Below are 13519 nucleotides of genomic sequence, written 5' to 3'. Positions count from 1 at the left end.
GGACGTCCGCGCCGCTTGCGACTCTCCGGAGTAGGAAACTCTCGTAGGATGCCTTCACACGATCTGCAATACACACTCTGATTCTGGCTGCGATACCAAAGTGAACCGCAACCCTCGCAAATTTTCAATTGCACGCGCAATTCCATGACTTTTTCTCCGCATTGTTCGCAACTTCCGGAGTTCTCTTTTCATTGGAGAGAACTTCCGGGGTAGAAAGAACCAGCTGCGGCAACTCAGACGTCTTGTGCTCTGATGGGGGATTGCCGGCCGTGATCTTTCGTTGTTGGTCATGCTCATAGCGCGCAGATAGGGAATCTCCAGCTGGTGTTTTCTGCCGGCATTGCCGACAAACAGGAAAAAGCTCCGCTCCTTCGGTCTTCCTTCCCGCTTCCTGAAAAATGCTGCTGCCCTCCTGCCTTTTTCCGAAAGCAAGAGGAGTACCCCAGGTTTCCCACAGGTGAATGCAGGATGAAGTAAACAAAATCTAGCCATTTGCCAGTCCATCGTCAACGCAGGCAGACGCTTTTCCTCTTCCCGCCTATACATTCCCTGAATGAGCGTCGAGAATTAAGGCCATTCGTGCCAACTGGCATTTCCCACAGAAAACTGCGTTGCGTCCATCCCATTTCCGGTAGCGAACGATTCACAGATGAATTTCTCTCAGATGCATGATCGGCTACGGTTGGAGCTGCTTCGCAGGATTCAGCGCGGCAGTCTGAGTGTGTCTCTCCTGGCCCGCCAGACCGGATTGGGACAGCCGCATCTATCGAATTTTCTGCATGATCGCCGTCAGCTCTCGATGGATGCCATGGACCGGATCATGGCCGCGCAACACCTGACGGCCCTAGACCTGCTGCCGCCCGTGCGCCACCCGGAACTGGCGGAAGCAGAGTTGGAGCACTCGACAGTGCCCATCGTCCCTCACTCCACGGCGCTCTTTGAGCCCTTCATTCGCCCCGGCTCCGTCCAGTCCATGCTGCATGTGCCGGCAGGGTTGTTACAGTCGCTGCATGCCCGGGCTTCGCACACGCGGCGCACCTGGCAGCGCTTTGTGGCCGTGCGCATCTCTGCCGCCGACGCTCTGGCCATGCAGCCGCTGCTGCTTGCCGAGGCCATCGTGCTCATCGACCGCCATTACAATTCGCTGGCCCCCTACCGCCCCAACCGTCCCAACCTGTACGCCGTGCGGCAGGGAACGCAGCTTCTCGTCCGTTACGTGGAGTTTGTTTCCGGCCGATTGCTGCTGCGCCCCCAAAATCTGGAAGCGGCGCTGGAATTGCTGGAGACAGCGCCGGACGAAGCACCCAACGAGTACCTGGTGGGCCGCATCATCCTGATTCTGAATACGTTTTAAAGGTAGCGCCGGGGTCAAACGCGACCCGGAAGGCTGCGCCACGCCTGTCGAAAAACCGCTCCCCAAACCCTGCCGCCTTAAACTCCGCCTAAATATCCACCAGATTTTTTTAAAACGCGGGAATTACACCCATCTTATCCACTCCAAAGCTTGTCATAATCGCAGCAAGAGCGGATCCTCCGCAGTGGTTCGAGGCACGGCGCAACGCCGGCACTGACTTTCTGTCCGGCAACTTCAAGCGTCCTGCCCGGTCAATGACCGGAGTTCGTGGCTTGTCGGCAGTAGGCGATGGTTCTCAGCCAGCAGCAAGAGATAAAGGTCTGAGGGAGTATTCAAAGGGTGACAAACTACAGCCGTCAGGATGTTCTTCGCATCTTTGGAATCAGCGCTCGGCAGTTGCATGCCTGGGAGCGCGTCGGCCTTGTAGCGCCCAAAGAAACTTACAGCTTTCAGGAGATGGGCCAGCTGCGCACCCTGCGCGAGCTGCACGAAGAGGACGTTTCCTCCGCTTCCATCCGCGCTTCCGTCAGCGCCATGCAGGCCGTCTCGGGCATGAGCAATCCATTGCTGGAATCCGCCGTGGTGCATGCAGGCGCACGCCTGCTCTTTCGCCATCACGGATCCATCGTGGACCCCATCCGCCGCCAGCTGCTCTTTGACTTTGAGCGCGTGGATCAGGATGGCTCCGTAGAAGCCCAGACCGCGCCCCTGCCCCACGCCGCCACGCCCACGCTGCTCATTCAGGACCGTTTTCTGGCCGCCGTCGAGGCTGAAGAAAACGGCCAGAACCTGCGTGCCGTTGAGCTTTACGAAGAGATTCTTTCACTGGACCCGCACTATGCGCCGGCAGCCATCAATCTGGGCACCATTCACTTCCACATGCGCGAGTACGAGAAGGCCGAAAAGTACTACCGCATGGCCACCGAGGCCGACCCCAGCTACGTGCTGGCCTTCTTCGATCTGGGCAATGTGCTGGACGAGCTGGAACGCATGGACGAGTCCATCGACGCCTACAAAAAGGCCGTGGCTCTGGCCCCCTACTACGCCGACGCGCACTACAACCTGGCCATGGCCTACGAACGCAAAGGCAGCCCGCGCAATGCATTGCGCCACTGGCAGTCCTATCTGCGACTGGACGCGCAGGGCGCATGGGCCGAACACGCCCGCGAGCAGATTCGCAAACTGCTCAACCGCGAAAAGCTCTCCATCGCCTGGCGCAGTAAAAAATTCATTCCCCGTCGCAAGGGAACGGCCGCTCTGAAGCTGGCCTAGAGCAAAATCCGGGATGCTGCCCCTGAAGCCATAGGCGCACAGTTGCCGTGACCGACAGGGAATGGCAACCTTGCACGAATTCTCTGGGGCTACCTTTCCGGATTTTGCTCCAGATTTCTCCGCAGGGAGGATTGCACTGATTTCTGGCGGAATCGTGCAGAAGAAAAAGCAGAGGCTTCGGCCTCTGCTTTTTCTTTTCCTTCTTTTGCCTCCGACCTATGCGAACGTCGGTTCGGCAAGCATCACCTTCACGCCCTCGGCGCAGCTCTGGTAAACGCCCCGGACCAGTTGCAGAGCGCGGTAGCCCTCCAGGCCCGAGCAGGCAGGAGCGCGACCCGCCTTGCAGGCCGCGCCAAACTCCGCCAGCTGCCGCTCAAATGGCACCGTGGAGATAGCCAGCGGATCAGCGGCTCCCGACTTCGACAGGCTGGCCACCGGCGCAGCTTCACCCGCGTCGTCCTGCACGTCCCAAGCCGTCAACTGGTCGCCGGTAACGATGGCCGAACCCTTGGTGCCATGAATCTCGATCCGCTCCGGGTAGCCCGGCCACAGCGCCGTTGAGGCCTGCAGAACGCCGGACGCACCCGAGCCGTAACGCACCAAAGCGCTTAGACAGTCCTCGCTCTCGATCTTGTGCAAAGCGCCCTTTTGCCAGAAGCCGAAAACCTCCGCCGCCGGACCCAGCAGATAGAGCAACACATCCACCTGATGCACCGCCTGATTGATCAGCGCGCCGCCACCCTCCACCGCCCAGCTGCCCTTGATCGGCCGGGCGTAATACTCCGGGCTGCGGTACCACTTCACGTATGCGTCTGCTTGCAGAATCTTGCCTAGCCGCCCGTCGGCGATGGCCTTCTTCAGAAAGAGCGTGGAATCGTCCCAGCGGTGCTGGCTGACCACACCCAACTGAATGCCTGCCTTGTGCGCCGTGCGGATCATGGCCTCAGCCGTGGCCAGATCAATGGCCATCGGCTTCTGCACCAGCACGTGTTTGCCGTACTTTGCCGCCAGCTCGACGGCCTCCAGACGATAGGCAGGAAAGGTGCAAACGTCGAGGAAGTCCACGTCGGCACGAGCCGCCACTTCCTCAACCGTGGCCACAAATTCAGCGCCCTGCTCCAGCGCGAAGTTGCGACCCGTTGATTCAGTGCGGTTGGTGCAGGCCGTGATTGTGTAGCCAATGTTCTTGTACGCAACCGCATGCTTTCCGGCGATGGCGCCCGTTCCAATGATTCCAACGTTCATTCTGCCGCTCCTCAAAAATTCAGGCCTGCCTGCGATCTTATCGGCTGTGAGCCTGAAAATGGATGCCTGGACACCTGGCAGGGGAAGCACGAAAACTTCCTGCCCGCATCTCTGATCCTGCACAATAAATAGTAGAGCCCCAAGGAACTCCGCAGCACTATCATGACGCCAGAAGCCAACCCGACCGATCCTCTTGTCCTCCTTCTGCTTGGCCCCACGGGCAGCGGCAAAACCGCTCTCTCGCTGGCGCTGGGCGAGCGCTTCCGGGGCGAAATCGTCAGCTGCGACTCAGTAGCCGTCTATCGCGGTATGGAACTGGGCTCGGCCAAGCCATCGCTTGCAGAACGCGCCCGCCTGCCCCATCATCTGATCGATGTGGCCGACCCCGACCAGCCCTATACCGCCGGAGCCTACTCGCGCGACGCCCGTGACGCCCTGCGGGAGGTGGCCGCCCGCCAGCATCTGCCCATCGTCACCGGCGGAACCGGGCTTTATCTGCGAGCGCTCACCGACGGCCTTTTCGACGGCCCCCAGCGCCACGACGGATTGCGCGAACGGCTGAAAAAATCCGCCCAAAAGCACCCCGATGCATGGCTGCACCGGATTCTGAAAAAGCTCGACCCGGTGAGCGCCGGGCGGATTCACCCCAACGACGAGCCCAAGCTGATCCGCGCCATTGAAGTCTGTCTGGCCACGCGGCAGCCCATGTCGCAGAGCATGGGCGACGAGAAGAAAGACCCGCTGACCGGCTTCCGGCTGCTGCGCATCGGCCTGAACCCGCCGCGACAGGCGCTTTATGAACGACTGAACCTGCGCTGCGCCCAGATGTTTGCAGATGGCCTGATCGCGGAGACGCAGGGTTTGCTGGAACACTACGGGCGAGTGAAGGCGCTAGACGCTTTGGGCTACCGTCAAGCGTTGATGGCCCTCGACGGACAAACGAGCGAGGCCGAGGCCATTACGCTTGCCCAGCAAGGCCATCGCAATTACGCCAAACGCCAGCTCACTTGGTTCCGCCGCGAGCCGGAGGTGTGCTGGATCGAGGACTTCGGCAACACGCCCGCGGCCTTTCAACAAGTAAGCGCATGGGTGCAGTCGCAGCTTGCAGAAACGCTGCCTTCAACCGGCATTTTGCTCTAAACACCGTGAAAACCCCGCTGATACACTGAAAACAGACCGATGATCAAGCAATGGTACGCACGCTGGATGTATGACTGGGAGACGCGGCTGACGACGCGGGATGAGAACCGCATCGTGCGTCCGCTCGAATGGGGCTTTGAATGGATCGTCCCGTTTTTGCAGAAGCATGGGCTCGGTGAGCTTGTGCCCAGCGAGGCCGACCAGCAGGATCCGGTGAAGGCCGAAGCGGCACTGGTGCGCATCAACCACGCCCTGATCGAGCACAGCGAAGACTTCTTCGGCTACGAAACTCCGACCGACTTCCGGCTGGAAGAGCGCTACCCGGAGCTGTATCCGACCAACGTGCGCCCCGAGACGCTGGCCCAGGACGCGGCCATGAAGCAGGCTGCTGCCGACGGCACGCTGCAAAAGGCTATTTTTCTGCGCTTTACCTCGCCCGAGCCGACGCCCTACCCGGAGAATAATCTGGTCTGCGCACGCTGGTTTCCGGCCGAGCACAAGGATCCCAAACGGCCCAAGCAGGCCATCGTGATTCTTCCGCAGTGGAACAGCGATGGGCTGGGCCACAACGCGGTGGCCACGATCTTCAACAAGCTGGGTATTTCCGCCTTGCGGCTTTCCATGCCCTACCACGACATTCGCCGCCCGGCGGAGCTGGAACGCAGCGATTACGCGACCAGTTCCAACGTCGGCCGCACGCTTTCCGCCTGTCGGCAGGCCGTGGTGGACCTGCGCTGCTGCCTGGACTGGCTGGAGTCGCAGGGGTATGAGCAATTTGGCGTGCTGGGCACCAGCCTGGGCTCCTGCTATGCCTTTCTGGCCAGCGCCCACGACAAGCGCATCCGCGTGAACATCTTCAACTACGCCTCCACCGCCTTTGGCGACGTGGTGTGGAGTGGGCAAAGCACTCGCCACATCCGCGAAGCGCTGGTGACGGCCGGACTCACTCAGGACCGCATTCGCGAACTGTGGTCGGCCATCAGCCCCATCAGCTATTACGACCGCATCGGTAGCCCGGAAGCCGGTGGAGCGCAGAAACGTGTGGGCGTGATCTACGCCCGCTACGATCTGACCTTCCCCTACGAGTACTCGCTGAAGGTGGTGGAGGCTTTTGAGCGGATAGGTTTGAACTACGAGGCCCACCTGCTGCCGAGCGGCCACTACACCACCGGCGAATGGCCCTTCAAGTATCTGGACGGCTGGTACATGGGCTCATTCGGCTACCGCGCCTTCAAGGCCCTGCGCGAAGAGGCCGCCTCCAGCCCCGCACTCAGCACGGTGGAAACCGAGTAGACAGTTTAGCCCCACCTTGAAAGATGGGGCTAAACTGCGCTGCGCCTACGGTGCGGTTTTTTCGCTGCGACGTAGAAAAGTCCATGAAGCTTCGGTTTGTACGATGCGCTGAAAGCTGAGAGCTGAAGGCTGTCTCACTTGTGCGGATGAGTCGCCAGCCAAGTTTCCACGCGATCCTTGGCGGCTTCCACGTCGTCGGTGGTGATGTGCGTACCCACCAGCTGGCGGTTGCTGGCGTACTGCTGCTGCTTGGGCCCCGGGCTGCGGGCGGCCAGATCCAGCCAGAAGTAAGCCTCGTTGTAATCCTGCGGAACACCCTGCCCCATGAAGTAGAGCGAGCCAAGCGTGCCCTGGGCGCTCACATCGCCCTGCGCGGCGGCCTGTTTGTACCATTGCGCGGCCTGGGCCATATCGCGCAGCAGCGTCTTGCAGCCATCACGATAGAGGATGGCCAGATGCAGTGCTCCGTCGATGCTGGCACCGGCTTTCCGGTACCAGTCGGCGGCCTGTTTGCAATCCTGCGCCTTGCCGGGAGCGGTGGCCCAGGCCTCGCCCACGGCAATCTGGGCAGTTGCATCGCCGGCATCGGCCTTGGCCTGCAGGGCAGGGTCAATCTGCGGTCGAGGCGCGGGCAGTTGTGCATGGCTGGCTGCCGCCGCAAAGAACAGCAGCAGAAGGCAGAAGGCGTGGCGCGGGCTGGGTCGCTCTATCATGGCTCCTCGCGTTTTTTACAGATGCTCATCCATGGGAAAGTGGCCAAGCGTGACGCCTTCCGGCACCTGCTCGCCCCCCATAACGGCATAGTGGCTGGCAACGCGGGCCCCGGCACCAATATAGGTAGGCCTGTTGGTTACCCGCTCGTAATTTTCAGTATCGTGCACATGGGAAAAGACCCGGGCATATGAGCCGACAATGGCTCCGGCACCAATGCTGATACCGCCGCGATCATTCAGCAGCACTCCCTGGCGAACAACCACTCCATCGCCCACATTCAGGTTGTAGCCCACCGTCAGTTCCACGGCATGGTGGAACTTGACCCCTTTGCCGATGGCGGCAAAGATGTGGCGGCCCAGCATGGCGCGGAAGCGCACACCCAGCCACAAATTCAGCCCGATCGGCGAGCGGTCGAACATCTTCCAGAACCAGAGCAGAGGCTTGCGCGGTTGGTAAAGATTTTGATCGAGACCGGAGAAGGACTCGGCGTCGAGCGTGCTGTTGTTGGGATCAAGCGAGAGTTCGAGAACCGTGGAAGGCAGCTCGGAGGTAAGCGTTACGCTGGAGCGCGGTGCGTGCGGCCGCCCCAGATAGAGCTGATAAAGCTGGTCTCGCACGATCTCGGAGCGGCGTTCAGCCGACTGGTGGCGGGTAAATTCGTCGTCGAGGAACTGGATCCAGCGGCGATACAATTCTTCGGCATCGGGTGCCGGACGGGGAACAGCAATCGCAGTGCTCATACGAATTTGACGATACACCCGCCCACTTAGACGATGCGAGCAGGACGAGGCGAAAAAGCAAAAGGCCGCAATGCCCGAATGCAGCATTGCGGCCTTTGCGGTTTTGCGTAGTGTTTAGTGAACAGCAGCGGACTCGGTGCCCGCGCCGGGCTTGTTCTTGCTAAGCAGGAAGGCCAACGCCACCATGAACAGCGACATGTAGGTCAGCTCCATGTACACATCCACATAGGCCTGGGTTGTGGCCTGCAGGTTGAGCTGCTGATAGATGCTGGCCAGCGCCATTCCTGCTCCGTTGGCCGAACCAAAGTGGCTGGAGAAGAAGCCGGTCATGGTCTGCATATGCTGGGAGTAGGCCAGCGTACCGGGTTGCATCGAATTCTGCAGCAACATTTCGTGGTGCATGGCGCGGCTGGTCACCTGAGCGCCGGTAATGGCAATCAGGATGCTGCCGCCGATGTTACGAGCGAAGTTGATCAGGCCGGAAACCTGGTTGCTCTCTTCCTTAGGCATGCCCACATAGGCCGCCGTGGTAATGGAAATAAAGCAAAAGGGCACCGGCATCAGCATAAGGACGCGCAACCACGAGGCCTGCTGGAAGGTCATATCCAGCGAAGTCACATGGGCCGCGACATAGAAGCCCAAAGCCAGCAGAGAGAAGCCGAACAGCGTGAGCGAACGGGCCGAGAACTTGCCCACCGCGAAACCGGCAAAGGGCATCACGAAGACCAGCACCACACCACCTGCGGTCAATGCCATACCGGCACTGGTGGCCGTCCAGCCCAGCAGCCCCTGCATGAACTGTGGCTGCAGCACGGTGTTGGCGTTCAGCAGTCCGCCCACCAGCATCATCAGGAAGCAACAGATGGCAAAGTTCTTGAAGCGGAAGAGCTTCAGGTTCATCAGCGGATCCTTGCGCCGCCACTCCCATACGATCAGGCCAACAATGCCAACCACGAAGAGCGCGCCAAAGGTGCAGATGAAAGGCGATGAGAACCAGTCATTTTCCTCGCCCTTGTCGAGCATGATCTGCAGTCCGCCCATGGCCAGGGTCAGGAAGCCCAGACCCATGAAGTCCATATTGCGCAGGCGGGAACGGTCGGGTTTGATCCACGGCGGATCCTCAACCAGGCGCATGACCAGGAAGAAGGCCACAATACCGATCGGAATGTTGATGAAGAAGATCCAGCGCCAGCTGAAGTTGTCGGTAATCCAGCCACCCAGCGTAGGTCCGATGGAAGGCGCAAGCACCGTCACCAGACCATACACAGCAAAGGCCTGACCGCGCTTTTGCGGTTCAAAGCTGTCCGCCATGATGGCCTGCGCCATGGGCTGCATACCGCCGCCACCCGCGCCCTGAATCACGCGGAAAAGGAGCAAAAGCGGCAACGAGGGAGCCGCGCCACACAGAAAGCTGGCAACTGTAAAAATAACAATGCAAAAAACAAAGAAGTTGCGGCGCCCCATCACGCTCGAAGCCCAGCCACCCAAAGGCAGCACAATGGCGTTCGAAACCAGATAGCTGGTCAGCACCCAGGTTCCTTCATCGGAACTGGCGGCCAGCGAACCGGCAATGTGAGGCAGAGCCACGTTGGCAATGGATGTATCGAGCACCTCCATGAAGGCGCTCAAAGCCACTGTCGCGGCAATCAACCACGGATTTACTCTCGGTTTCCAGGGCGCGGACACTGCTACATTCGGATTATCCATCCGCCGCTCCACGGTCCGCGCAGATGTTTGCTGCTCAGACAACAGGTTTCTCCAAATTTTGTGTCATTGTGGCCGGATTATGCACTCTCTTGTCGGGGAAGAGAAAGGCTCCGGTGAAAAGTGCGTCTGGGAACCCAGCACCGCACTCAGGATCATCTCTAGGATGACATAAATTGGATTCACGATGCGTCGAAAAGGTGCAAGGCATTCCTCGCACGTCTCATTTTGGGAGAACCGTCGCTGTATCCCAATGCATTTGAGAGCTTTGGCCGCGATCATGAATTTTTACTCCTCGTAGCGCCAAAGCACCCCTGCTTTCGCCATGCGGGAAGAAGCCGCAGAAAAACGTTCAAAACAGATCCGGAATACTGTGAAAAGCTATGCGCGTAGGCGCGGCCCGGAAGGCTTCCAACATGGTGGCCGGAGCCAGCGTGCTCAGGCCGTACTTCTGGTTCAGCGCATCCATTGTCTGCAGTAATTTGGCACGGTTCTGCTCCTCCTCGCTCCCCTCAAAAAGATTGAGCGTGTGCAGATGGTCCGGAACCAGTCCGCCCAGATGCACGCCAATGAAGTAAGGATGTGCATATTCCGCGCCGGTAGGCTGCTGCTGCCAGAGCCGGGTGAGAGCAGCGATCAAGGTGGCGTTGTCGCGGCACTCGCTCAGGCGCAGATCGCTCTTCCAGCCGCGCGTGGGCACGCCGTAGCGGCTGACCGGCTGATTCATCGAACGCGGTACGGCAAAGCCAATCGCCAACCCAATGCTGGAAGCCCACAGATGATTCGTGCGCAGGCGCATGGCGGCTTTATGCAACAGTTTGTGTGCAACCGCCCAAGCCTTCTCCGGATTGCGCATCTCGGGAGCCAGCACATGCTGATGGCTGAGCGACTTCATGTGGCTGGTTTCGGCCATCTCAAAGTCTTCGCCCTGCAGCCAGTGCCAAAGCCGTTCGCCCAGCACCGATCCCCACACCTCGCCCGCCCGGTCACTGGCCAGTGAGAGCAGGTCATCCATACTGCGAATGCCCTTTTCGTTCAGCCGCTGCTCCATGCGGCGGCCAATGCCGGGCAGATCACGCAAGGCGAGCGTGCGCAGGGCTGTGGGCAGCAGATCCTGGGTCAGCGCCACCAACCCGTCGGGCTTTTCCATGTCGCTGGCCACCTTGGCCAGATAGCGGTTGGGGGCCAGTCCCACCGAACTGCGCATCATCGGCCCCACCTCGTCCAGAATCTTCTTCTTCACCTTCTGGCCCAGAGCCAAAGCCGCCTGCAGGGGACGTTCCCGGCCAATCAGTCGGCAGGCCATCTCGTCGATGGAGCAGACGGCCGAAACCGGGACGCAGCTTTCCACCACCTCGACGATGCGGTGGTGGTACTTCACATAGATTTCGTGTCGCGCCTCCACAAACACCATCCCTGGGCACATCTTTTTGGCGTCGCCCACCAGGGTTCCGGTTTTTACGCCGTAGGCCTTGGCCTCATAGCTGGCGGCAATGCAGCAGGTGGAGTCGGCCATCATGGGCACCACGCCCACCGGACGGCCCCGCAACTCGGGCCGGTCGTCCTGCTCCACCGAGGCAAAGTAGGAGTTCAGATCGACAAAGAGCCAGTTCACATACGGCACGTCAAGTACGGGTTGCGGGAGAGGCGACGCGGCAAAAGTCAGCCCATCAAGCCCCGCCGTCTCCTCTTCAACTTCGCCGGAGAATTCGTCGGGATCAGCCGGGTTGGGGAAAGGCTTCTCCATGTCAAGATTATTTTCGCCTTATCTTCTCTCTATGGCAAGAAAGATCGATAAAAATGGAACTTTTTTCCCGCGATGGTGTTCATGGGAGTAATCGCTCTATCTGTTACACGCTTTTCTCGTCTAACAATTTGTAAGTAGTGTCTAATTAATATGGAAAGGGAGTGACACCATGAAACATCTTTTTCAATGGTCCATGGTTAACGCAAGCGCGCTCTCGGTGCTGGTCACCGTAGGAATTACCATTTTGCTGGCGTGCTGCCTGAAGTGCTCCGACTGTTCCCACAAAGATGAGGACGATCTGTTCAATCGCCATTGAGTGTAGGGCGAGCAGGATAGATTGCTTCACTTTCTTGAAGGACCTTGCGGCAGGCAGATTTCCCTTCCCTCAACCGCAGGGGAGTACTGCATTTCCCCTCCTTCCATGATTGATCCCGATTTTTCAATATAAATTGCTACGTGGATCCCAAAGGAGCCGTCCCATTCCTTGCACATTCGGGCGTGGAAAGGCACTCCTGGGCCCATTTCTTCGGTATATTGTTTCTGCATCCTCAAGTTTTCAAAGTGGATGTGTCCTCTGGGCAGGTCTGCATTTTCGCGCCAGAAAACAGGCCGCACAGAGCACCCGCGCAGTCTCCGGACCCGGCATCAAGTGCTGGAAATGATTGAATTTAAATGAAAGGCGCAAAAATATGCCCTCCGCCAGTCGCCACAGCAACGTAGCTTCCAGCGAAACCGCCCGTGAGATCAACCGGGATCTTCTTCTGCAGGCGATACACCGCAATCAGCCCGTCAGCCGTGCCGATCTGGCCCGCATCAGCGGTCTGCAGCCCAGCACCGTCTCGGTCATCATCGGACAACTGATCGACGAGGGCTGGGTGGTAGCCGGAGCGCAGGGCCGCCTGCCCCGCGGCCGCCGGCCCACCTTCGTCATGCTCAACGAGCGCCATGTGGTGCTGGCCATTGATCTGCGGCCTACACTGGCCAATCTGGCGCTGGTCGACATCAACGGCAAAATGCTGGAACGCGAAGCCATCGCCATGCCCGCGCAGGAGGGTGCGCCGGAAGGAACCAGCCTGGCGGTGCAAAGGATCGTGGAAGTTGCCCGCGCGCTGCGCAAACGTGCTTCCAGCCTGCTGTTTGACGGGGTGGGCGTCAGCGTTTCTGGCCGTGTGGACCAGAAGACCCACCAGCTGCTGTTTTCGCCCAATGCGCCGTGGATGCGGGTGGATCTGTACGGCGAACTGGTCAGGGTCTTTGGCGAACCGGTGGAGATGGACAACGCCGCCAACGCTGGTCTGTATGGCGAGCGCTGGTTTGGCAAGCTGGGCGAGGCCCAGAATGTGATTTCGGTTTCCATCTCCGATGGCATTGGCACCGGTCTGCTGGTGGATGGCCGCGTCCTGCGTGGACGCAACGGCATGGCTGGCGAATTCGGCCATATGCCGCTGATGGAAGGCGGCCCGCGCTGTGGCTGCGGCAATTTCGGCTGCTGGGAGGTGTTTGCCAGCAACCGTGCCGGCCTGCGCTACTACAAGGAGATTGTGCCCGACAGCAATCTGACCAGCTTTGAGCAACTGCTAGATCTGGCCTTGAAGGAAGATCTGGACGCGTTGCGCTCCATCGACCGCATGATGCACTCCCTGGCCCACGGCCTGACGATTCTTTCTGCCGGTCTGGCCCCGGAGGCAGTGCTGATCGTGGGCGACTGCACGGCACTGTGGCAAAGGATCAAGCCACTGCTTGAAAGCCAGCTGATCGCCAAATCCTTCCGTCCGCAAACGCCCGAGTTGCTGGCCACTCTGGATGGCGAAGTCGCCCGCCTGCGCGGAGCGGCGGCGCTGATTTTTCACAAACAGCTCTTCCGCCAGTCCGACTTCCGCCCCCTCAGCACCCTGCAGGATCAGCGCGGCCGTGCGCCCCGGCTGTAAGCCCTGCGATGTTGCCCGCAGCGGGGAGGGAGCGGGAGCATTCATGCCCCTGAAGGAAGCTTCCCCGCGCCAAGATTCTCCGAGGCTTTCTGATCTTCCGCCCACAACCAGCCTTTGATCGCTTCCTGAATATTCAGCAAGGCTTCCTGTTCCGTCTTCCCTTACGAAACGCAGCCGGGCAGGGCGGGACATTCCGCCACAATCCAACCGTCTTCGTCGTTGGTCAGGACCACATGAAACATCATGGAAGTACCTCCGCACACGAAGCCGCGTGCATACCCATTTATACCCAAGAAAACTCAAAATTTGGGCAGTTCTTGTTTAGGCACCCTGCCGGAACTCCCGCTTTTGCCTCTCCCGGAAGCCGTCCCTCCATTTAGAC

11 protein-coding genes are annotated in these 13519 nt (G+C 59.7%); 6 read left to right on the top strand and 5 right to left on the bottom strand.

The features are described from left to right. Positions 1–649: 649 nt before the first annotated feature. Positions 650–1354, top strand: a complete 705-nt coding sequence (locus tag ACOBR2_RS20840) for a hypothetical protein (protein ID WP_420238006.1) — start codon at positions 650–652, stop codon at positions 1352–1354. Positions 1355–1693: 339 nt separating this feature from the next. Continuing rightward, entirely contained in the window at positions 1694–2626 is a 933-nt protein-coding gene (locus tag ACOBR2_RS20835; RefSeq protein WP_420238005.1) for a tetratricopeptide repeat protein, read from the top strand. A gap of 216 nt (positions 2627–2842) precedes the next feature. Here ACOBR2_RS20835 and ACOBR2_RS20830 read toward each other — a convergent pair whose 3' ends face one another. Next, positions 2843–3871 carry a Gfo/Idh/MocA family protein gene (locus tag ACOBR2_RS20830; protein WP_420238004.1) on the bottom strand — a complete coding sequence of 343 codons (1029 nt, stop codon included), beginning with the start codon at positions 3869–3871 and terminating at the stop codon, positions 2843–2845. Between the two features lie 162 nt (positions 3872–4033). Here ACOBR2_RS20830 and miaA point away from each other — a divergent pair, with 162 nt between their 5' ends. Continuing rightward, positions 4034–5011: a tRNA (adenosine(37)-N6)-dimethylallyltransferase MiaA gene (gene miaA, locus ACOBR2_RS20825; protein ID WP_420238003.1), complete on the top strand. Its 978-nt coding sequence runs from the start codon at positions 4034–4036 to the stop codon at positions 5009–5011. 39 nt (positions 5012–5050) lie between these two features. After that, positions 5051–6304, top strand: a complete 1254-nt coding sequence (locus ACOBR2_RS20820) for an alpha/beta hydrolase family protein (RefSeq protein ID WP_420238002.1) — start codon at positions 5051–5053, stop codon at positions 6302–6304. 134 nt (positions 6305–6438) lie between these two features. On the opposite strand, the gene ACOBR2_RS20815 is transcribed toward ACOBR2_RS20820, so the two are convergent. The 4 genes from ACOBR2_RS20815 to ACOBR2_RS20800 form a co-directional block, all read right to left on the bottom strand. Further along, positions 6439–7017 (bottom strand): tetratricopeptide repeat protein, encoded by a 579-nt coding sequence (locus ACOBR2_RS20815; protein WP_420238001.1) that lies wholly within the window; start codon positions 7015–7017, stop codon positions 6439–6441. 15 nt (positions 7018–7032) lie between these two features. Next, a complete protein-coding gene (locus ACOBR2_RS20810) occupies positions 7033–7758 on the bottom strand; it encodes an acyltransferase (protein ID WP_420238000.1) in 726 nt (241 codons plus the stop codon). A gap of 114 nt (positions 7759–7872) precedes the next feature. Next, a complete protein-coding gene (locus ACOBR2_RS20805) occupies positions 7873–9465 on the bottom strand; it encodes a DHA2 family efflux MFS transporter permease subunit (protein ID WP_420237999.1) in 1593 nt (530 codons plus the stop codon). A gap of 349 nt (positions 9466–9814) precedes the next feature. Next, positions 9815–11209 carry a DNA polymerase Y family protein gene (locus ACOBR2_RS20800; protein ID WP_420237998.1) on the bottom strand — a complete coding sequence of 465 codons (1395 nt, stop codon included), beginning with the start codon at positions 11207–11209 and terminating at the stop codon, positions 9815–9817. A gap of 169 nt (positions 11210–11378) precedes the next feature. Here ACOBR2_RS20800 and ACOBR2_RS20795 point away from each other — a divergent pair, with 169 nt between their 5' ends. Continuing rightward, positions 11379–11525: a hypothetical protein gene (locus tag ACOBR2_RS20795; RefSeq protein WP_420237997.1), complete on the top strand. Its 147-nt coding sequence runs from the start codon at positions 11379–11381 to the stop codon at positions 11523–11525. 373 nt (positions 11526–11898) lie between these two features. Further along, a complete protein-coding gene (locus ACOBR2_RS20790) occupies positions 11899–13137 on the top strand; it encodes an ROK family protein (protein ID WP_420237996.1) in 1239 nt (412 codons plus the stop codon). Positions 13138–13519 lie beyond the last annotated feature (382 nt).

The sequence above is a fragment of the Telmatobacter bradus genome (assembly GCF_048629425.1).
GTDB lineage: Bacteria > Acidobacteriota > Terriglobia > Terriglobales > Acidobacteriaceae > Telmatobacter > Telmatobacter bradus.
This window is presented reverse-complemented; position numbering and strand designations above follow the sequence as displayed.

Bases quoted from the DNA above. Each gene is read 5' to 3' on its own strand.
- miaA (WP_420238003.1), top strand. From the start codon at position 4,034: ATGACGCCAGAAGCCAACCCGACCGATCCTCTTGTCCTCCTTCTGCTT.
- ACOBR2_RS20815 (WP_420238001.1), bottom strand. From the start codon at position 7,017: ATGATAGAGCGACCCAGCCCGCGCCACGCCTTCTGCCTTCTGCTGCTG.
- ACOBR2_RS20820 (WP_420238002.1), top strand. From the start codon at position 5,051: ATGATCAAGCAATGGTACGCACGCTGGATGTATGACTGGGAGACGCGG.
- ACOBR2_RS20830 (WP_420238004.1), bottom strand. From the start codon at position 3,871: ATGAACGTTGGAATCATTGGAACGGGCGCCATCGCCGGAAAGCATGCG.
- ACOBR2_RS20795 (WP_420237997.1), top strand. From the start codon at position 11,379: ATGAAACATCTTTTTCAATGGTCCATGGTTAACGCAAGCGCGCTCTCG.
- ACOBR2_RS20840 (WP_420238006.1), top strand. From the start codon at position 650: ATGAATTTCTCTCAGATGCATGATCGGCTACGGTTGGAGCTGCTTCGC.
- ACOBR2_RS20800 (WP_420237998.1), bottom strand. From the start codon at position 11,209: ATGGAGAAGCCTTTCCCCAACCCGGCTGATCCCGACGAATTCTCCGGC.
- ACOBR2_RS20790 (WP_420237996.1), top strand. From the start codon at position 11,899: ATGCCCTCCGCCAGTCGCCACAGCAACGTAGCTTCCAGCGAAACCGCC.
- ACOBR2_RS20810 (WP_420238000.1), bottom strand. From the start codon at position 7,758: ATGAGCACTGCGATTGCTGTTCCCCGTCCGGCACCCGATGCCGAAGAA.
- ACOBR2_RS20805 (WP_420237999.1), bottom strand. From the start codon at position 9,465: ATGGATAATCCGAATGTAGCAGTGTCCGCGCCCTGGAAACCGAGAGTA.